The organism is Ornithinimicrobium tianjinense (genome assembly GCF_014636495.1).
Taxonomy (GTDB): Bacteria; Actinomycetota; Actinomycetes; order Actinomycetales; family Dermatophilaceae; genus Ornithinicoccus; species Ornithinicoccus tianjinensis.
The window spans coordinates 495,265-513,071 of the sequence record NZ_BMEM01000001.1 but is presented as its reverse complement, the minus strand read 5'-3'; the positions used below and the strand labels follow the sequence as shown (position 1 = coordinate 513,071).

Below are 17,807 nucleotides of genomic sequence, written 5' to 3'. Positions count from 1 at the left end.
TCAGCGCGCCACCTCAGACGCAATCGGGCCGGGTGGCCGCTGAGGGCGCCTCGACCGTGCGGCTCGCCCGCAGCACGTAGCGCCGGAGGCCGAGGCCCGTCAGCACCGCCATCGTCACCGCCATCAACAGCCCGGCCACCGCGAACACACCGACGAGCACCCAGGGGCTGGTGCCCTCGTCGACGAACGGAGACGGGGCGAAGGTCCAGAGCAGGCCCACACCCCACGCCACGACGTTGATCGGCAGCCACAACGTTGCCCTGCGGCTCACCCGCCGCAGCTCCAGCCACTGGGCCGAGGGGATCGAGCACAGCAGCACGACCGCCCCGACCACGACGGCGACGAGCACGGCCGGCGAGCGCCAGTCGACACCCTGGAGCGTCGAGGGAAGCATGCCGAGCGACCACGCGCAGGCGGCGGCCACGCTGGTCAGGGCGGTCCAGCGGGCGCGGGAGGCCGGCACCGCCGCACGTCGAAGGGCCGTGCCCTGGGCCGCGCCGAGCACCAGTCCCTCCACCGCGCCTGCGGCGACCATCGTGAGGTAGAACCACCAGCCCGCGACGCCGGCGGCATAAGCGAGACTGCCGGCCAGGGCCGGCGCCATGAAGCCGGCGAACTCCCCGGCAGCGACCAGCAGGACCCAGCGGCGGAGGACGAACGACGGGTTCACCGCGGCCGCCTCCGCACCGCCTCGTCACCCACGTCGGCACCCACGCCAGCGCACGCTACCTCGTGACGACCCGAAGCCGGACGGGGCCTGACCCCGCCCCGAGATCGTCGACCCGCACGGCGACGCCGGCCGCGCGATAGGGGTTGTCCAGGGCGCGCACCTCCATGGTCCTGCCGTCCACGCTCACCTCGGCGACCCCGTGCCCCGCCGTCCCGCACACGATCTCCAGCTCGACCACGCGACCGCCGGCCAGCGGCACCGACGCCCTCACGGTGCCCAGAGACGGGTCCACCACCGGGTCGATCTCCAGCTCGTGCCCGGCGTGGCGCAGCCCCAGCATCCGCTGGGTCAGGATCTCCAGGAACAGGCCGGGCCCGGAGGAGTAGACGCGCCAGCCGGCCTCGAGCGGCACCTCTCCCGCCAACGCCTCCGCGTAACGGTCGGAGGCGGCATACCGGTCCGGGAAGGCGGCGTCGGAGGAGGAGGAGTAGGTGTTGGCCTGACGCGGGGCGGCGCTCGGCACGAGGTCCTGCAGGCCCACCGGCACGGCGCGCGCGAGCGCGTCGAGGACCCCTGCACCGTCGCCCACCCGGGCGAGCGCCTCGGCATACCGAAGGTGGGCGTGCATGTACATGATCCCGACCTCGCGACCGAAGAAGCTGCTCGCCTCCGCGCGCTGGAAGACCTCGGTCGGTCCGCCGCGGTAGGCGACCGGCCGGTCGAAGAGGCGCGCCCCGTCCGGACCGAGCAGGTGCCGCTCGATGACGTCCAGGTGGGCGCGCGCGGCCTCCGGCGACAGCAGGTCGCCGGCGATCGCGTGGATCATCGGGAGCAGCGAGTAGGTCAGGCCCGTCCGCGAGTCCCGCGGGTGGATCATCGGCTCCAGCTTCCCCTCGGTGCCGGCCACGCCGTAGCCGGCGAGCACCCCGTCGACCATCAGGTGCAGCTCGACGTCCCGCGCGGCGCCCGCCGCCAGGCCCCGGGCACGGTCGGCCAGGTCCGGGTATGCCGTGCCCAGCCCCTCGGCGAGCCGGGACAGCGCCTCCACCTGGAGCACCGCGGTCCAGGTGGACACCATGCGACGCGCCAGGTCCGGGTCGGCCGGCTGGAGGGAGTCGTTCCAGTCGCCGTGGCCGTAGGCCGGCAGCGAGGTGCCCTGAAGGAAGGTGCTATCGACGACGTCGAGCGCGCGGCGCAGGTGCTCGTCGACCGACGCGGTCCCTCCGGGCGAGCCGTCGCCGGTGAAGCCCACCTCCTCGTCCAGCACGGACAGGTCCCCTGTCGCGTGGAGGTACTGGCCCACGGCGAGCAACGGCCAGTAGACGACGTCACCGTGCGCGTCCTCGACGGCGTCGACACGGTGCGATGCGAGGAAGTCGAAGGCCTGGGGCCAGTCGCCCCGGTCCTGCTGCCCCCGCAGGATCAGCAGCAGGAGGGCGCGCCACTCGTCGTGCCGGGCCCACGACCGCAGCAGCCCGACCGGACCCTGGCAGACGTCCCGCGTGCCCCACTTCCCGCCGGTGTGCTGCTCGAGCCCCCTGGGCGAGAGGTAGTGGATGACGGCATCGTGGGCGTACCAGCCGGTGACCCTGCCCAGCCGCTCGAGCGCGTCCCTCCGCCGGCCGGGGGCCTCCGCGGCGAGGCTGACGACGTCGTGGACGCCGGCCCACAGGTCCGTGGTGCTCTCTTCGGTCGGTCCGGTCTGCGGTGCCGTCCCCGCCCGTGCACGGGCCTGCAGCTCCAGGGACCACGACGGGGAGGGGTGCACCCGCAGGGTGAGGACCGGCTCACCCCGGCTCGCGCCGTCGGAGAAGAGCGCGCCGTCGTCGGAGACCTCCACCGCGGCGGCTCGCCCGCCAGTGCCCACATCCGTGGCCACGGTGACGCCGAGGGCCCCGAGCGTGGCGCCGCTGGGCGCGGTCACCTCGACCACGCTCCCCCGGGTCACCACGTCCCCCACCATCCCCGGGGCTCCTGACCAGTCCAGGTGCAGGACCACGAGCGCCGGGACGGGGTCGCCCTCCAGCGTGTCGACCTGGACCCGGCACCGACCGTCGGCCGTGGGCGCGTGGGCGGTGACGCGGAGGGTGCGGTCGGCCAGCGCGTACCACCAGGTCGCCTCGTCGACCTCGTCGAGCCACAGGCTCGGCGTGCCGAGCAGCTGCCAGCCCTCGCCGAGGTCGATGGCGATCCGCAACCCCCGCAGGCGGGCGATCGCCAGCAGGTCCTCGCGGGCGGACAGGACGCGCCCCAGTGCGACGTGGCCCCGGGTGAGGTGGGAGCAGAAGGTGCCGTCCATCCAGACCGTGCTGGTCACGTCCGACTCGTCCGGCAGGAGCCGGCGCAGCGATCTGAGGACCTGCCCGTGCGGCCGGAGCACAGCGGCCTGCTTCGCCGCCGTGACCACGTGCCCCCCACCCGCGGTGAACCAGCTGACCTCCCGCCCGTCGAGCACCTCCACGTGGTGGCGCCCGCCGCCCACGAGCCCGTCCACCTCCTCGGCGGTGAGCTCGCGCGGCAGCAGGGGTGCGGAGGTGTCGAGGAGGTTGCGGGCGGTCGGTCTCTCCTCGGCGACCGCGGGGCGGTCGGGGGTCGGCAGGCCCAGGTCCAGCCCGTCGAGGACGGCGGCGTCTGCGTCGGTGGTCGCCCCCGGGTGGTCCTCCAGCACGACCGTGAAGAAGCCGCTGGCCCACTGCTCCCCCGGGCCGAGGAGTCGCGGCTCGCTCTGGAGGGCGGCGGCGGCGTGCTCGTGCTGCAGCCGCACACCGGGGAGGTCGCCGCGCAGGCCGGGCCACGGGGCGCCCTCGGGCAGCCCGCGCCCCCTGAGCTGGAGCCCGTCGGTCGCCCAGGAGACCGCCCGGCCCAGGCACCCGACGAGCGCCCACGGCGCGGTGGGCCCCGGCATGTTCTGGCGCACCGCCACCCCGGGTCCACGGGCACCAAGGTCGACGGGCGTCAGGTCGAGGTACTGGCTCGGGTACAGGCGGTTCGCCTCGAGCACCGCCGCGGGTGACAGCGCGCAGTCCTGGACGTGGAGCAGGTCGACCTCGAGCGGAGCGTCACCGGTGTTACGCACGAGCACCTGCCAGGTCCAGCCGGCGCCGCCGACCAACGGCGCGAGTCGCCAGGACCAGGTGAGCGCTCGGTCCGGCAGCGCTCCGGAGCGGGTGCGGGCGTCCCCCTCCGCCCGCACGCCCGTCCCCGTCGACCCGGTCCCCACCAGCGGGTATGGCGTCCAGACGTCGCCTTCTCCGTCCTCGTCGCCACGGACCCGCAGCCACAGGCCGCCGAGGCCGTCCTCCAGCTCCGACGCAGGATGCAGCAGCAGGTGGAGTCCGTGCGCCTGCGCGGAGCGCAGCGCCCCCGTCGAGGTCACGTCGAGACTGACGGCATGGTGGGGCATGGTGGCACCGTAAGCGCTTACCTGCACCGGTCGCAACGCACAGGCTGATCGTTATCCTTGACTCCGACCGCAGGAGGACACCGCCGATGACCACCGCCCCACCCCCAGGAGGGACCCGCGCCACCATCTACGAGGTGGCCGAGGCCGCGGGCGTGTCGATCGCCACCGTCTCGCGGATGCTCAGCTCCCCGGACAAGGTCTCCCCCCGCACGCGGGAGAAGGTCCAGCAGGCCATCGACGTGCTCAACTACGTGCCGCACGGGGCGGCCCGGTCCCTCGCCGCGCGCCAGCAGGAGGCCTACGGCCTGGTCCTGCCGGAGCTGACCGGGCCCTACTACCCCGAGCTGCTGACCGGTTTCGAGTCCGCCGCGGCCGAGCGCGGGGCGAGCGTCGTGCTGCTGCTCACCCGCGACAAGCCAGGGGTAGAGCTGGCGCTGCGCCGGCTCGCCGGCCGCGTGGACGCGGTCGCACTCATGGGCGGTGTGCACGTCCCCGCCAGTGTCGTCGCCGACGTCGCGCGCAAGGTCCCGGTCGTCGGCGTCGCCGTCGCGCACCTGGGCAGCGGCGTCGAGAGCTTCTCCACCGACAACGTCGACTCCGCGCGAGAGCTGACGACGCACCTGATCAGCACCCACGGGCTCCGCCGGCTGGTCTTCGTCGGCGCGACCGACACGGTGCCTGACGCGCAGGGGCGCTACGAGGGCTTCGTCCAGGCGCACCGGGACGCCGGACTCAAGGCGCCCCCTCCGGTGTCGGCCGAGCTCAGCGAGGAGGGTGGGCTGCGGGTGGCCGACATGGTCACGACGGGCGTGCTGTCCGCGGACGGGCTGGTCTGCGCCAACGACGAGCTCGCCCTGGCACTGGTGCGCGAGCTGCCCCGCGCCGGCATCGAGGTCCCCGGACGGCTCGCCGTCACCGGCTGGGACGACCAGATGGCCGCCCGCTACGTCACGCCGGCGCTGACCACCGTGCGCCAGCCGGTGCGTGACCTGGGCCAGGCGGCCGCCAGCCGCATCCACGAGCTCCTCGCCGACCCCGGGTCGGCGCCGCCGGACCACCGCCTCGCGACCTCGGTGGTCATCCGCCGCTCGTGCGGCTGCGACGCGGCCTGAGCGACCTCGACCGAACCACCTTCCGCCTTCCGGTTGCGCGACCCCGTCGACCTGCCTACGTTGGTGTCTGTCATGAAAGCGCTTACGTCCGCAGCAGCGGACGAGGCGGTCGAGGCTCGACGGCGACCCTCGACGAGACCACCCGGTCTCGCCGTCGCGGCCACCGGCCAGAGAGAGGAACCTCCATGCGACGTAGTCAGATGATCATCGCCTTCGCGGCCAGCACCGCCCTCGCCCTCACCGGGTGCGGTCGCGACGACGGCAACGGGACCACGGACGGCGACGGCGACGGCGCCCCCGCCACCGGTGAGGCGGTGACGACAGAGGGCGTCAGCGGCGAGCTCGAGGTGTGGGCGATGGGCGCCGAGGGCGAGAAGCTACCGGAGCTGGTCGCCGACTTCGAGGAGGAGAACCCGGACATCACGGTCAACGTGACGCCGGTGCCGTGGGACTCCGCGCACGACAAGTTCGTCAACTCCATCACGGCGGGGACCACCCCCGACGTGGCGATGGTCGGCACCACCTGGATGGGTGAGTTCGCCGGCATGGACGCCCTCGACCCGACCCCCGGCTCGATCGACACCTCGAAGTTCTTCGAGGGTGCCCAGGAGACGACCGTCGTCGACGGCACCTCCTACGGCGTCCCCTGGTATGTCGAGACGCGCCTGGTCTACTACCGCACCGACATCGCCGAGGAGGCGGGGCAGACGGAGGTCCCGCAGGACCAGGACGGCTTCAAGGAGATGGCCGCCGCCATGAAGGAGAAGGGCGGCGCGGACTGGGGCATCAGCCTCCAGCCGGGCCAGACCGGCTCCTGGCAGACCGTGATGCCGTTCGCCTGGTCTCGCGGCGCCGAGATCGCCACCGAGGACGGCTACACCTTCGACACCCCGGAGATGGTGGCCGCGGTCGACTACTACGGCAGCTTCTTCGCCGAAGAGATCGCCAACCCCAACCCGCCCGAGGGTCAGACCGAGGCTGACTTCGTCAGCGGCGCGGTCCCGATGTTCATCTCCGGCCCGTGGATGATGAGCATCGTCGAGGACTTCGCCGCCAACGAGGGTGACGACGCCTTCGGCGACAAGTACGACGTGACGCCCGTGCCATCGGCGGACGGCGCCGAGTCCAGCTCGTTCATCGGCGGCTCGAACCTGGCCGTCTTCAGCAACACCGAGCAGCGCGACGCCGCTTGGGCGCTGGTGGACTGGCTGACCCAGCCCGAGACCCAGGTGACGTGGTACGACCTCACGAGCGCCCTGCCCTCCGTGCAGTCGGCGTGGGAGGACGAGGCCCTGACCAGCGACGACAAGCTCGCCAAGTTCGGCACCGCGCTGCAGACGGCGCAGGCTCCGCCCAGCTTCCCCAGCTGGGAGCAGGTCGCCGAGGCCTTCGACGGCGAGATCGAGAAGGTCGCCAAGGAGGGCCTGTCCGGCCAGGAGGCCATGCAGGCCGCGCAGTCCCAGGCCGACTCGATCGGCACCGGGCAGTAGGCCATGGCCGCCCCGACCGCGACGCCCCCGTCGCAGGTGGGTCGGCTCGCGCCCAGGACCACCGGCTCCTCCCGCGCCCCCGGTGCGGCGCGGGAGGAGCGGGCCGGGTGGTTGCTGACCCTGCCCTTCCTCCTGCTCTTCCTCACCTTCACCGCCTGGCCGGTGATCCAGTCGGTCTTCTTCTCCTTCACCGACATCCGCAACCGTGACCTGCGCACCCCCTTCGCGGTCGACTTCGTCGGGCTGGACCAGTACACGAAGGCGTTCGCCGACCCCATCTTCCGCAAGGCCGCGTTCAACACCGCCTACTTCGTCCTCGTCGGCGTCCCGCTGACGATGCTGGTGGCGCTCACGGCGGCCGTGGCGCTCAACAGCGGGATCAGCAAGTTCCGGTCGGTCTTCCGGCTCGGCTTCTACACCCCGGTGATCACCTCGATCGTCGCGGTCGCGGTGGTCTGGCGCTTCCTGCTCCACCCCGACGCGGGGCTGGTCAACACCGCGCTCGGCTGGGTCGGCGTCGACGGGCCCAACTGGCTGGGCTCGACGACGTGGGCGATGCCCTCGCTGATCGCGATGGCCACCTGGCGCAACTTCGGCACGGCGATGATCATCTTCCTCGCCGGCCTGCAGGGGGTGCCGCACGCCCTGCACGAGGCCGCGGCGATCGACGGCGCGAGCGCGTGGCAGCGGTTCAGGCACATCACGCTGCCGATCCTGCGCCCCACGATCCTCTTCGTCTCGGTCACCACCGCCATCGGCTACCTGCAGTTCTTCGAGGAGCCCTTCGTCATGACCGACGGCGGCCCGCTCAACAGCACGATCTCGGCGTCGATGTACACCTACCAGCAGTTCAGCTTCGGTAACTACGGGTATGCCGCTGCACTGAGCTACCTGATCTTCATCGTCATCGTCATCGTCACCGCGATCCAGTTCCGCTTCCTGGCCGAGAGGGACGACCGATGACGCGCGAGGCCAGCTTCCGCAACCGGTGGTGGCTCTACCTCCTCCTCACCGTGGCGTTCGTCCTCGTGGTGACGCCGTTCGTGTGGATGGTGCTGGGCAGCGTCAAGAGCAACGCCGAGCTGCGCTCGGTGCCCCCGACCTGGTGGCCGGAGAACCCGACCATGCAGAACTTCCGCGACCTGTTCTCGCGCAACAGCTTCGGGCGCTACTTCTTCAACTCCACGGTCGTGGCGCTCACCGTGACCGCAGGCAACCTGCTGTTCTGCTCCGCGGTCGGCTACGCCCTGGCGATGCTCAGCTTCCGCGGCAAGCGCCTCATCTTCGCGCTCATCCTGGGCACGTTGATGATCCCCGGCGTGGTGACCTTCGTGCCGCTCTTCGTCCTTGTCGCCAACATGGGGCTGGTCAACACCCTGCCCGGCCTCATCCTGCCGTTCCTGGTCTCCCCCTTCGGGGTCTTCCTGATGCGGCAGTTCATCCTGGGCCTGCCCCGTGACCTCGTCGAGGCCGCCCGGATCGACGGCGCCGGCGAGCTGGCGATCTTCGGCCGCGTCATCCTCCCGCTGCTCGGCCCGGCGCTCGCCACCCTGGGGATTCTCACCTTCCTCGGCAGCTGGAACAACTTCCTGTGGCCCCTCGTCGTCGCGACCGGCGAGCGCAGCTACACCCTTCCGGTCGCGCTGGCGCTCATCTCCACCGGCCAGAACCAGACGAACTACGGTCTGCTCCTCGCGGGCGCGACCGTGGTCGTCATCCCCGTCCTCATCGTCTTCCTCATCTTCCAGAAGCGCTTTATCCAGGGCATCGCCACCACCGGCATGAAGTGAGACCACCCCGCAAGGAGACCTGCCATGACTGACCTCCGCCACGGCCGAGGCACCGGCCGACCCATCACGCGTCGCACGGCCCTGGCCGGCGGGCTCGCGGCCGCCGCGCTGGCGGCATACCCGACCTCCGCCCACGCGACCCAGGGCAACGGGCTCGGCCCGCGCCGACCCGACCCGGGCCTGTCCTCCGCCGACCGCGAGCTGCTCCTGCGCTGGGCGCGCGACACCTGGCACTCGATGGTCGCCATGACCGACCCGGCGACGGGCCTGGTCTCGGACAACATCACCGGCGACCTGTCGACGGCGGGCATCTACACCAGCCCCACCAACATGGGCGGCTACCTCTGGTCGACCATCGTCGCCCGCGATCTGCGGATCATCACCCCGGGCGAGGCGTCGCGGCGGATCCGGCAGACGCTGCAGACCCTCCAGGGTATGGAGCACCACGAGGCGAGCGGGATGTACTTCAACTGGTACGACCCGCGGGACGGCTCGGTGATCTACGCGTGGCCCGACAACGGCGACCCGGTCGTGCCGTTCGTGTCCAGCGTCGACGCCGCCTGGCTGGGCGCCGCACTGCTCGTCGTCCGCAACGCCGACCCCGCCAACAGCAAGGTCGCGGGCGCGATGTTCGAGCGGATGCGCTTCGACGTCTTCGCCGACCCGACCTTCTGGAAGCCCTACCTCATGTACGGCGGGTTCTACCTCGAGGAGCCCACGCGGCTGAACAACCCGCCGCCGACCGAGCCGCGCGACCTCATCGGCGAGGGCAGGGACGTCTGGTACACCGCCACCCACCACTACGACACGATCGTCTCCGAGACGCGGGTGACGACCTACCTGGCGATGGCCAAGCAGCAGGTGCCGCCGGAGGCCTACTTCCAGGCGTGGCGGACCTTCCCGCCGGACTGGACCTGGCCGGAGATGCCCCCGGTGGGCGAGTGGAGGACCTACCTCGGCGTGGACGTCTTCGAGGGCGCGCACGACTACTACGGGATGCTCACCGTGCCCGGCTGGGGCGGCTCGATGTTCGAGGAGCTCATGCCCAACGTCTTCGTGCCCGAGGAGGACTGGGCGCCGGAGAGCTGGGGTCGCAACCACCCCAACCACGTCGCCGTGCAGCGGCTGCACGGGCTGGAGGAGTACGGCTACTGGGGGTTCAGCCCAGCCAGCCACCCCTACGGCGGCTACTCGGAGTGGGGTGTGGAGGCGCTCGGCCTGCGGCCGGACGGCTACTTCTCCGACATCGAGCACACCGACTACCACTGGGACCAGCCCAAGCCCGACTTCGGCGACGGCGTGGTCACCCCGCACGCGGCGTTCCTGGCGATGATGCACGAGCCGCAGGAGGCGATCGCCACCCTCAGCGCGGTCGAGGCCGACTTCGACAGCTACGGCCCCGGCGGCTTCTACGACGCGATCGCCACCGAGTCCGGGCAGGTCGCCCAGCGTCACCTGTCGCTGGACCAGGCGATGATCATGGGCGCGCTCGGCAACGTCCTCGGCGACGGGATGCTGCAGCGCTACTTCGTCCGCGGCGAGGTCGAGCGCGAGGTTCGCCCCGTCATCGCGCTCGAGGAGTTCGGCGCCAGCGAGTGAGCAGGCTGACCCCCTCGACGGGTCCGGGCGGCGTGCGGTTCAGGGACCTGAACCGCAACGGTCGGCTGGACCCGTTCGAGGACCCCCGGCTCACCCCCGAGGAGCGGGCCGACGACCTGCTCGGCCGCCTCAGCCTGCCCGAGAAGATCGGCCTGCTCTTCCACACCGTCATCGAGCAGGGCCCCGGCGGCACCCTCCTCGACGGCCCCGGCGCGATCAGCAAGACCGGCACCCGCGAGGTCGTCCTCGGCAAGCACCTCACGCACTTCAACGTGCACGCGCTCGGGAGCCCGCGCGAGGCCGCCCGCTGGCACAACGCGCTGCAGGAGCTGGCGGTTGAGGCGCCGCACGGCATACCCGTCACGGTCTCGACCGACCCGCGGCACGGCTCGAGCGAGAACGCGGGAGCCAGCTTTGCGGCCGGGGCCTTCTCGCAGTGGCCAGAGCCGATCGGGATCGGGGCGCTGCACGACGTCGAGGCCGTCCGAGAGTATGCCGAGATCGTCCGGGCCGAGTACGTCGCCGTCGGGATCCGGATGGCGCTGGGCCCGACGCTGGACCTGGCGACCGAGCCGCGCTGGGCCCGCCAGCAGCACACCTTCGGGCAGGACCCGGAGCTGGTGTCCCGGCTCGGCGAGGCCTTCCTGCAGGGCGTCCGCGGTGACGGGGTCGGACCGGGCAGCGTGGCGTGCGTCGTCAAGCACTTTCCCGGCGGCGGACCGCAGATGGACGGCGAGGACGCGCACTTCCCCTACGGGCGCGAGCAGGTCTACCCGGCCGGCCGGTTCGAGGACCACCTGGCGCCCTTCCGCCGCGCGACGGCCATGGGCGTCGCCGGCGTCATGCCCTACTACGGCATGCCCGTGGGTCTGGCGCGCGGCGGCGTCGCGGTGCCCGAGGTCGGCTTCGGCTTCAACGGCCCGCTCCTGCAGGGCCTGCTGCGCGACGAGCTCGGGTATGACGGTCTCGTCCTGTCGGACTGGGAGCTGATCAACGACAACCACGTCGGCGACCAGGTGCTGCCGGCCCGCGCGTGGGGCGTCGAGCACCTCGACGCGCACGGCCGGATGGAGCTGCTGCTGGAGGCCGGGTGCGACCAGTTCGGCGGCGAGGAGTGCGTCGAGATCCTCGCCGACCTCGTCGCTGCGGGACGGGTGAGCCAGGAGCGGGTCGACGTGTCGGCGCGCCGGGTGCTGCTCGTGAAGCTCCGGCTCGGGTTGTTCGACGACCCCTACGTGGACGAGGACGAGGCCGAGCGCGTCGTCGGGAACGAAAACTTCCGCCGCGCGGGGATGCGGGCGCAGGCGGAGTCGGTGACGGTGCTGCAGGACGAGTCCGGTCTGCTGCCGCTGGCTGGTGGTGGGCGGCGCGTGTATGCCGAGGGCCTGGCGCCCGAGCAGGTCGCCCGGCTGGGCGAGCGGGTCGGCCGTCCGGAGGACGCCGACCTCGCGGTCGTCCGGCTGGCAGCGCCCTTCGAGCCCCGCTCCGACCTCTTCCTGGAGTCGTGGTTCCACCAGGGGTCCCTGGACTTCCCACCCGGACGGGCGGTGCGGCTCAGCCGGATCGCGCAGCACTGCCCGCTGGTCCTCGACGTCTTCCTGGACCGGCCGGCCGTGCTGACTCCCCTGCTCCCGGTGGCCTCCGTGCTGACCGCCACCTACGGCACGAGCGACGAGGCGCTCGTGGATGCGCTCACCGGTCAGGTCGAACCGCGAGGGCGTCTGCCCTTCGACCTGCCCAGGTCGATGGACGACGTGCGGGCGCACCCGGAGGACCGGCCAGGCTTCGAGGATCCGCTGTTCGCCGGCGGTGCCGGCGCGAGGAGTCCCCAGGCGTCTCGCTGACGCCACGGCCTCGCCGGCCGGTGCCCGCCCTCGCTCCGTCTCGTGGGCCCGATGTCGCCCGCCGGGCGCCCGCTCGGAGTGGGGATCAGGCGTCGATGACGACCGGGATCACGAGCGGGTTGCGCCGGTGCTTGCGGAAGGCCCACTGGGAGACCGCCCGCGCGATGCGCTGCTCCAGCTCCTGGGAGTCGCCGATGCCCTGCGCCGCGGCTTCGGCCAGTGCCTTCTCGATGGCCGGCACCGACGCCTCGAACATCTTCTCGTCGGTGCCCAGACCACGGGCCAGGAAGTCCGGCGGCTCGGTCAGCCGGCCGGTGTCGGCGTCGATCAGGACGACGACGGTGACCGTGCCCTGCTGGCTGAGCGTCAACCGGTCGCGCAGCTCCTCCTCGGTGACGTCGCCGACGCTGCCGGCGGAGACGTAGACGTAGCCGGCCCGGACCTTGCCGGTGACCTTTGCCCGCCCGTCGACGAGGTCGACGACCATACCGTCGTCCACGACGACGACCCGCTCAGGGTCGATCCCGGTGGCGATCGCCAGGTCTGCGTTGGCGCGCAGGTGGCGCCACTCGCCGTGCACGGGCATGACGTTGCGCGGCCGGACGATGTTGTAGCAGTAGACCAGCTCACCGGCGCTTGCGTGCCCGGAGACGTGCACCTTGGCGTTGCCCTGGTGCACGACCTTGGCGCCCCACCGGGTCAGGCCGTTGATGATCCGGGACACGGCGTTCTCGTTGCCGGGGATCAGTGAGCTGGCCAGCAGTACGGTGTCGCCCTCGCCGATGGTGATCTGATGGTCGCGGTTGGCCATCCTCGACAGCGCGGCCATGGGCTCGCCCTGGGAGCCGGTGCACACGAGGGTCACCCGGTCGGCCGGCATGTCGTCCAGCTTCCGGACGTCGACGACCAGCCCGCGCGGCACCTTCAGGTAGCCCAGTTCCTCGGCGATCTTCATGTTGCGCACCATCGATCGCCCGACGAAGGCGACCTTGCGCTTGTGCGCCGCGGCGGCGTCCATGACCTGCTGGATGCGGTGGACGTGGCTGGCGAAGCTGGACACCACGATGCGCCCGGGCGCGGTGCGGAACACGGTGTCGATGGCCGGGGCCAGGTCCTTCTCCGCGGTGGTGAAGCCTGGAACCTCGGCGTTGGTCGAGTCGGTCAGGAACAGGTCCACACCCTCCTCCCCCAGTCGCGCGAACGCCCGCAGGTCGGTGATCCGGTCGTCCAGCGGGAACTGGTCCATCTTGAAGTCGCCGGTGTGCAGCACGGACCCGGCCGACGTCCGCACCATGACGGCGAGCCCGTCGGGGATGGAGTGGTTGACCGCGACGAACTCGCAGTCGAAGGGACCGAGGCTGAGACGATCCCCCTCCGCGACCTGGGTGGTCCTGGGCGTGATCCGGTGCTCCTTGAGCTTGGCGCTCACGAACGCCAGCGTCAGACGGGAGCCCACGACCGAGATGTCGCCACGCTCCTTGAGCAGATAGGGCACCGCACCGATGTGGTCCTCGTGCCCGTGGGTCAGCACCACGCCGACCACGTCCTGCAGCCGGTCGCGGAGGAAGGTGAAGTCAGGCAGGATCACGTCGACCCCGGGATGGTGCTCCTCAGGGAAGAGCACGCCGCAGTCGATCACCAGCAGCTTGCCACGGTGCTCGAGCACGGCCATGTTGCGCCCGACCTCCCCCAGTCCGCCCAGCGCCACCACCCTCAGGCCGTTGCGCGGTAGCTTCGGGGGGGCGCCCAGCTCTGGGTGCGGGTGGCTCATGGGTCTCCTCGTCGACAGGGAGCGTGTGGTCGCGCAGGGCGGTGGACACGCCGCCTGCAGTGGGTAGAGCCTATTCGCCGCTCGGCATCCGGACTGCGTCGACCTTACGGTCCAGCGATCCTTGGCCGATGGTGGCTACCCAGCCCTGACGTCGGCGAGTCTCGGGTGCGGGTAGGCCGCCGCCCGTCCCTGGAAGGCCAGGATCGCCGGGTTGCCGATCTGCCCGTCCTGGATCTCCACGGCCCGGCCGACCGTCGGCTCGGCCGCCCATGCGGCCGGCCCCGACAGGACCGTGCGCAGGTGCGGCAGCAGCGCCAGGCTGATCTCCCACGTCGCCGAGGCCCACAGGTAGGACGGGGAGTGGTCGACGGCGTAGTAGGTGATGTTGTCCCCCACGACGAAGGCCGGATCGTCGAACGTCGTCGGCCGGGCCCAGCTGAAGCCCATGCCCTCGTCGCAGGACACGTCGACGACCAGGCTGCCCGGCCGGAACATCGTCAGGTCGTCCTCGGTGAGGAAGGTCCACGGCGCGGCGGTGTCCTGCAGGACGCAGTTGACGACGATGTCGTTGTCGGCGAGGTATGGCGCCAGCGGCACCGCACCTTCGGTGGTGACCACCGTCGTCAGCGCCGGGTCCTCGTCCTGGTCGACGTGCACGATGTCCACGGAGTGGATCGGCGAGGCGACCGCGGCGACCTTGCGCTGGGTCAGCACCCGCACGTCGGCGACGCCGAGCGCGCTCAGCGCGGTCACGGCACCGCGGGCGGTCGCCCCGAAGCCGATGACGACGGCACGCCGCTTGCGGCCGTAGCTGCCGGTCGAGCCGACGAGCTGGAGGGCGTGCAGCACCGAGCAGTAGCCGGCCAGTTCGTTGTTCTTGTGGAACACGTGCAGCAGGTGGTTGCCGCCGCGCGACCAGTGGTTCATCGCCTCGAACGCGATGAGTGTCTGCCGCCGGTCGACCGCCTCCTGGGTGATCGCGGCGTCCTGGACGCAGTGCGGCCAGCCCCACACGACCTGCCCGTCCCGCAGTTCGGCGAGGTCCTCGGCCTGCACCTTGGGCAGGAGTATGACGTCGCACTCCGCGATCAGCTCGGCCCGGGTCCGCACGCCGCCCACGAGGGCGGCGAGGGTCTCGTCGGACAGGCCGAAGGGCGCTCCATACCCCTGCTCCAGGAAGATGCGGGAGCGCAGGTCCTCGTCGACCCTGGGCAGGTGCTCGGGGTGGATCGGCAGGCGGTGCTCGTTCTCCTTGCGGGAGTGGGCCATCACTCCGACGGAGAGCAGCACCAGGTTCAGCGCTTGCCGGGGTGGACAGCCTTCTCGACCGCGGACGACGACTCGCCCTCCTTGGCCCGCTTGTCGGCCCGCTTCTCCTTGATCGACTTGCCGGACTTCTTGGTGAGCGACTGGCGCGGCGACTTGTCTGTCATGGCATGGCCTTTGATGGCGAGACCTGAACGGTCCCGATACCTCAGCAGCCTACGCCCAGCGGCTGTGAGACCCGTCGGCGTCGCTCGCCGGTGGCGGCACGTCGCCCGCTACAGTGCGCAACCATGAGCGACGACGCCGTCCCTGCCACCTCCCGTGACCGAGGACGGCCGGGGTTCCTCACGACCGTCGTCGGGTGCTTCACGGTGCTGGTGCTGGTGCCCGTGCTCGTCGTCGGGACCTACCTCGCCGCCGCGGTCGCCTTCACCGGCTGGCCGCCGAACCTCAACCCTTTCGCCGAGGAGACGGTCGACCGCACCGGGGCGTCGGTGCTCAAGTCGCTGACCGAGATCAGCGAGTACCACGCGGCGACGGGGCACTACGAGACCGTGGTCGACGTGGAGAAGGACGTCCGGTTCGTCCCCGGGTGGCTCAACGGGGAGCGGGTGCTCTACGTCGGCAAGGGCGACGTCGACGCGGTCGTCGACTTCAGCGAGCTGGACGAGCGCCGGGTCGAGCTGTCCGAGGACGGCACCACGGTGACGGTCACCCTCCCCCAGCCGACCGTGGACGAGCCGACCCTCGACGTGGCGGACAGCTACATCGCCCACCGCGACGAGGGCCTGGTCAACAGGTTCCAGGGCTCGGAGGTCGAGCGGGAGGCGCAGCTGCGGGCCATCGAGCAGATGACCAGCGCGGCCACCGGCGAGGGCCTGCTCGTCGACCTGGCCAAGGAGAACACCACCGCGATGCTGCGGGGGCTCTTCGGCTCCCTCGGCTACACGGACGTGACGGTCACCTTCGACGACGAGGCCCGCTGAGCGACGGGGTGCGAGGGGAGGTGCTCAGCGGTTGTAGGCGGGCATCGGGCCCCGCAGATCCTGGCCCACCTCGTCGATGGCCCGCATCAGGTCAGGTCCGAGAGGCCCCCGGGAGATGGCGCGCAGGTTGGCTTCCAGCTGGTCCGCCCGCGACGCGCCGACGAGGACCGACGTGCAGACCGGCCGACCCAGAGCCCACCGCAGCGCCATCTCCAGCAGCGGCATGCCGGCGTCCGCGGCCACCGCGCTGAGCCGTCGCACGGCGTCGAAGAGGCGGGGATCCCAGTACCTCTCACGATAGGTCGCTGCGTTCGCCGCGGTGGCGAAACGCCCGGACCCCGGCAGCGTGTCGACGTCGTACCGCCCGGTCAGCAGCCCGCCGGCCAGGGGGTTGTAGACGATCGTGGCCAGTCCGGTGGTGGCGGCGTACTCGGCATACTCCTCGTCGAGACGCCGGGCCACCATGTTGTACATCTGCTGGCTCACCAGCGGCCGTGGGGCACCGACCTCCTCGGCGGCCCGGACCAGCTCGCCGATCTGCCAGGCGGCGTAGTTGGACACGCCGAGCGCTCCGACCTTGCCCTCGCGGACCAGCTCGGCCACGGCGCTGAGCGTCTCCTCGATCGGGGTGGCCCGGTCGGGCCGGTGCAGGTAGAGCAGCTCGACGTGGTCCCGGCCGAGACGGCGCAGGCTGCCCTCCACCGCGGTCCGCACGGCGCTGGGCGACAGCAGCGCCTGCTCTCCCTCGACGTCCGCCGCCGGCATCCCGCACTTCGTCGCCACGACCACGTCGTCACGTCCGCGCAGCAGGTCGCGCAGGATCTCCTCGCTGCGCCCGCCGGCGTAGACGTTGGCCGTGTCGAACCAGGTGACGCCCGCGGTGAGCGCCACGTCGACGATCCGGGCCGCCTCGGCGGGCTCGGTCAGGTCGCCGAACGTCATCGTGCCCAGGGCGACCGGTGGCACGACGAGGGGCGGGGAAGCGCTCATCGGGCATCCTTCTCGGGGTCAGGGACCGGGCGGCCGGCCCACTCGTGTCCGGGCCAGGCTACGACGTGGCGGCGCCCTCCGCGTCAGCCGCCGTGCGGAGGCCGCCGCGAGGGCATACGTAGGCTGTGGCGCATGTCCGACGGCGTCCTCGAGCCCGCCGAGCGCCTCACGCTCGGGGCGCTGCGGTATGCCGTCAACGACGAGGCGGGCACCTACCTGGCCATCATGCGCCTCTTCACCGCCGGCATCAGCGGCTTCCTGTCGGACCAGTCCGCCGAGGAGGTGACCGAGCGGCTGCGCGGCGAGGGCCTCGAGCTCGACCGAGACACCGTCGACCAGCGCCTGTCCTACCTCGTCGAGCACGGCAACCTGGCGCGCAGCCCCCGGGAGACCGAGGCGCGCAGCGTGCGGGAGTACCTCACCAACCGCGCCCGCTACCAGCTCACCCCTCGCGGCGAGCTGGTCCAGCGGCAGGTCGAGGAGCTGCTGGCGCGGTCCGACGGGGCGCGCGAGGTGTCCAGCGAGATGCTGCCGGGCATGCTGGCCGGCCTCACGGCCCTCAACGGGCTGTGCGACGCCGGGCTCGAGCAGGCCGACCCCACCGACCTCGCCACCCGCATCTCGACGCTCTTCGCCCAGTTCGAGGTGCTCGTCACCTCGACCCGCCAGTTCTACTCCTACCTCGCCCAGGTGCTGACCCGCTTCGACCTCGGGCGCGAGGAGTTCGTCCTCTTCAAGAGCAGCTGCACGGTCGGCACGGCGACAAGGGCCTCGACGGCCTCGACCGCGAGCGCCGGGGCCGTCGGCGGACGGTAGAGCCTCGGGTGCGTGACGACAACAAGGAACTCGTGCAGGCACGGCCACGGGATCGCCCACGAGCCCTTGC

General features: G+C 71.8%; 14 protein-coding genes. 8 read left to right on the top strand and 6 right to left on the bottom strand.

Annotated features, from left to right (window positions below; translation table 11 throughout):
* Positions 1-13 precede the first annotated feature (13 nt).
* Together IEV65_RS02430 and IEV65_RS15830 are read right to left on the bottom strand one after the other, a co-directional pair.
* Positions 14-670 (bottom strand): hypothetical protein, encoded by a 657-nt coding sequence (locus tag IEV65_RS02430; RefSeq protein WP_188428008.1) that lies wholly within the window; start codon positions 668-670, stop codon positions 14-16.
* A 55-nt stretch (positions 671-725) separates the two neighbouring features.
* Entirely contained in the window at positions 726-4,073 is a 3,348-nt protein-coding gene (locus IEV65_RS15830; RefSeq protein ID WP_188428007.1) for a GH36-type glycosyl hydrolase domain-containing protein, read from the bottom strand.
* Between the two features lie 86 nt (positions 4,074-4,159).
* Between IEV65_RS15830 and IEV65_RS02420 the strand changes: the two genes are divergently transcribed.
* The 6 genes from IEV65_RS02420 to IEV65_RS02395 all read left to right on the top strand — a co-directional run bounded on the left by IEV65_RS02420 (position 4,160) and on the right by IEV65_RS02395 (position 11,908).
* A complete protein-coding gene (locus tag IEV65_RS02420; RefSeq protein ID WP_188428006.1) occupies positions 4,160-5,185 on the top strand; it encodes a LacI family DNA-binding transcriptional regulator in 1,026 nt (341 codons plus the stop codon).
* Positions 5,186-5,370: 185 nt separating this feature from the next.
* Complete coding sequence (locus IEV65_RS02415) at positions 5,371-6,675, top strand: sugar ABC transporter substrate-binding protein (protein ID WP_188428005.1); 1,305 nt, start codon at positions 5,371-5,373, stop codon at positions 6,673-6,675.
* Between the two features lie 3 nt (positions 6,676-6,678).
* Positions 6,679-7,638, top strand: coding sequence for a carbohydrate ABC transporter permease (locus tag IEV65_RS02410; protein WP_188428004.1), 960 nt, complete (start codon positions 6,679-6,681; stop codon positions 7,636-7,638).
* Positions 7,635-8,465, top strand: a complete 831-nt coding sequence (locus tag IEV65_RS02405) for a carbohydrate ABC transporter permease (protein ID WP_188428003.1) — start codon at positions 7,635-7,637, stop codon at positions 8,463-8,465. The genes IEV65_RS02410 and IEV65_RS02405 overlap by 4 nt, the downstream gene beginning before the upstream one ends.
* Positions 8,466-8,489: 24 nt before the next feature.
* Entirely contained in the window at positions 8,490-10,064 is a 1,575-nt protein-coding gene (locus IEV65_RS02400) for a glucoamylase family protein (RefSeq protein ID WP_188428002.1), read from the top strand.
* A gap of 5 nt (positions 10,065-10,069) precedes the next feature.
* On the top strand, positions 10,070-11,908 hold the full coding sequence (locus IEV65_RS02395) for a glycoside hydrolase family 3 protein (protein WP_188429389.1): 1,839 nt from the start codon (positions 10,070-10,072) through the stop codon (positions 11,906-11,908).
* An 85-nt stretch (positions 11,909-11,993) separates the two neighbouring features.
* Here IEV65_RS02395 and IEV65_RS02390 read toward each other — a convergent pair whose 3' ends face one another.
* From IEV65_RS02390 to IEV65_RS02380, 3 genes are all read right to left on the bottom strand, one after another.
* Positions 11,994-13,679 carry a ribonuclease J gene (locus tag IEV65_RS02390; RefSeq protein ID WP_188428001.1) on the bottom strand — a complete coding sequence of 562 codons (1,686 nt, stop codon included), beginning with the start codon at positions 13,677-13,679 and terminating at the stop codon, positions 11,994-11,996.
* Between the two features lie 135 nt (positions 13,680-13,814).
* Positions 13,815-14,948 (bottom strand): N(5)-(carboxyethyl)ornithine synthase, encoded by a 1,134-nt coding sequence (locus IEV65_RS02385; protein ID WP_188429387.1) that lies wholly within the window; start codon positions 14,946-14,948, stop codon positions 13,815-13,817.
* A gap of 26 nt (positions 14,949-14,974) precedes the next feature.
* On the bottom strand, positions 14,975-15,112 hold the full coding sequence (locus IEV65_RS02380; protein ID WP_188428000.1) for a hypothetical protein: 138 nt from the start codon (positions 15,110-15,112) through the stop codon (positions 14,975-14,977).
* 123 nt (positions 15,113-15,235) lie between these two features.
* Between IEV65_RS02380 and IEV65_RS02375 the strand changes: the two genes are divergently transcribed.
* A complete protein-coding gene (locus IEV65_RS02375; RefSeq protein ID WP_188427999.1) occupies positions 15,236-15,931 on the top strand; it encodes a DUF4230 domain-containing protein in 696 nt (231 codons plus the stop codon).
* A gap of 24 nt (positions 15,932-15,955) precedes the next feature.
* On the opposite strand, the gene IEV65_RS02370 is transcribed toward IEV65_RS02375, so the two are convergent.
* Entirely contained in the window at positions 15,956-16,921 is a 966-nt protein-coding gene (locus IEV65_RS02370; protein WP_188427998.1) for an aldo/keto reductase, read from the bottom strand.
* 132 nt (positions 16,922-17,053) lie between these two features.
* Between IEV65_RS02370 and IEV65_RS02365 the strand changes: the two genes are divergently transcribed.
* On the top strand, positions 17,054-17,737 hold the full coding sequence (locus IEV65_RS02365) for a DUF2397 family protein (protein ID WP_188427997.1): 684 nt from the start codon (positions 17,054-17,056) through the stop codon (positions 17,735-17,737).
* Positions 17,738-17,807 lie beyond the last annotated feature (70 nt).

Excerpts from the sequence above, each read along its gene's own strand:
- IEV65_RS02415 (WP_188428005.1), top strand. The coding sequence starts at position 5,371 with ATGCGACGTAGTCAGATGATCATCGCCTTCGCGGCCAGCACCGCCCTC.
- IEV65_RS15830 (WP_188428007.1), bottom strand. The coding sequence starts at position 4,073 with ATGCCCCACCATGCCGTCAGTCTCGACGTGACCTCGACGGGGGCGCTG.
- IEV65_RS02375 (WP_188427999.1), top strand. The coding sequence starts at position 15,236 with ATGAGCGACGACGCCGTCCCTGCCACCTCCCGTGACCGAGGACGGCCG.
- IEV65_RS02365 (WP_188427997.1), top strand. The coding sequence starts at position 17,054 with ATGTCCGACGGCGTCCTCGAGCCCGCCGAGCGCCTCACGCTCGGGGCG.
- IEV65_RS02405 (WP_188428003.1), top strand. The coding sequence starts at position 7,635 with ATGACGCGCGAGGCCAGCTTCCGCAACCGGTGGTGGCTCTACCTCCTC.
- IEV65_RS02390 (WP_188428001.1), bottom strand. The coding sequence starts at position 13,679 with ATGAGCCACCCGCACCCAGAGCTGGGCGCCCCCCCGAAGCTACCGCGC.
- IEV65_RS02410 (WP_188428004.1), top strand. The coding sequence starts at position 6,679 with ATGGCCGCCCCGACCGCGACGCCCCCGTCGCAGGTGGGTCGGCTCGCG.
- IEV65_RS02400 (WP_188428002.1), top strand. The coding sequence starts at position 8,490 with ATGACTGACCTCCGCCACGGCCGAGGCACCGGCCGACCCATCACGCGT.
- IEV65_RS02370 (WP_188427998.1), bottom strand. The coding sequence starts at position 16,921 with ATGAGCGCTTCCCCGCCCCTCGTCGTGCCACCGGTCGCCCTGGGCACG.
- IEV65_RS02385 (WP_188429387.1), bottom strand. The coding sequence starts at position 14,948 with ATGGCCCACTCCCGCAAGGAGAACGAGCACCGCCTGCCGATCCACCCC.
- IEV65_RS02420 (WP_188428006.1), top strand. The coding sequence starts at position 4,160 with ATGACCACCGCCCCACCCCCAGGAGGGACCCGCGCCACCATCTACGAG.
- IEV65_RS02380 (WP_188428000.1), bottom strand. The coding sequence starts at position 15,112 with ATGACAGACAAGTCGCCGCGCCAGTCGCTCACCAAGAAGTCCGGCAAG.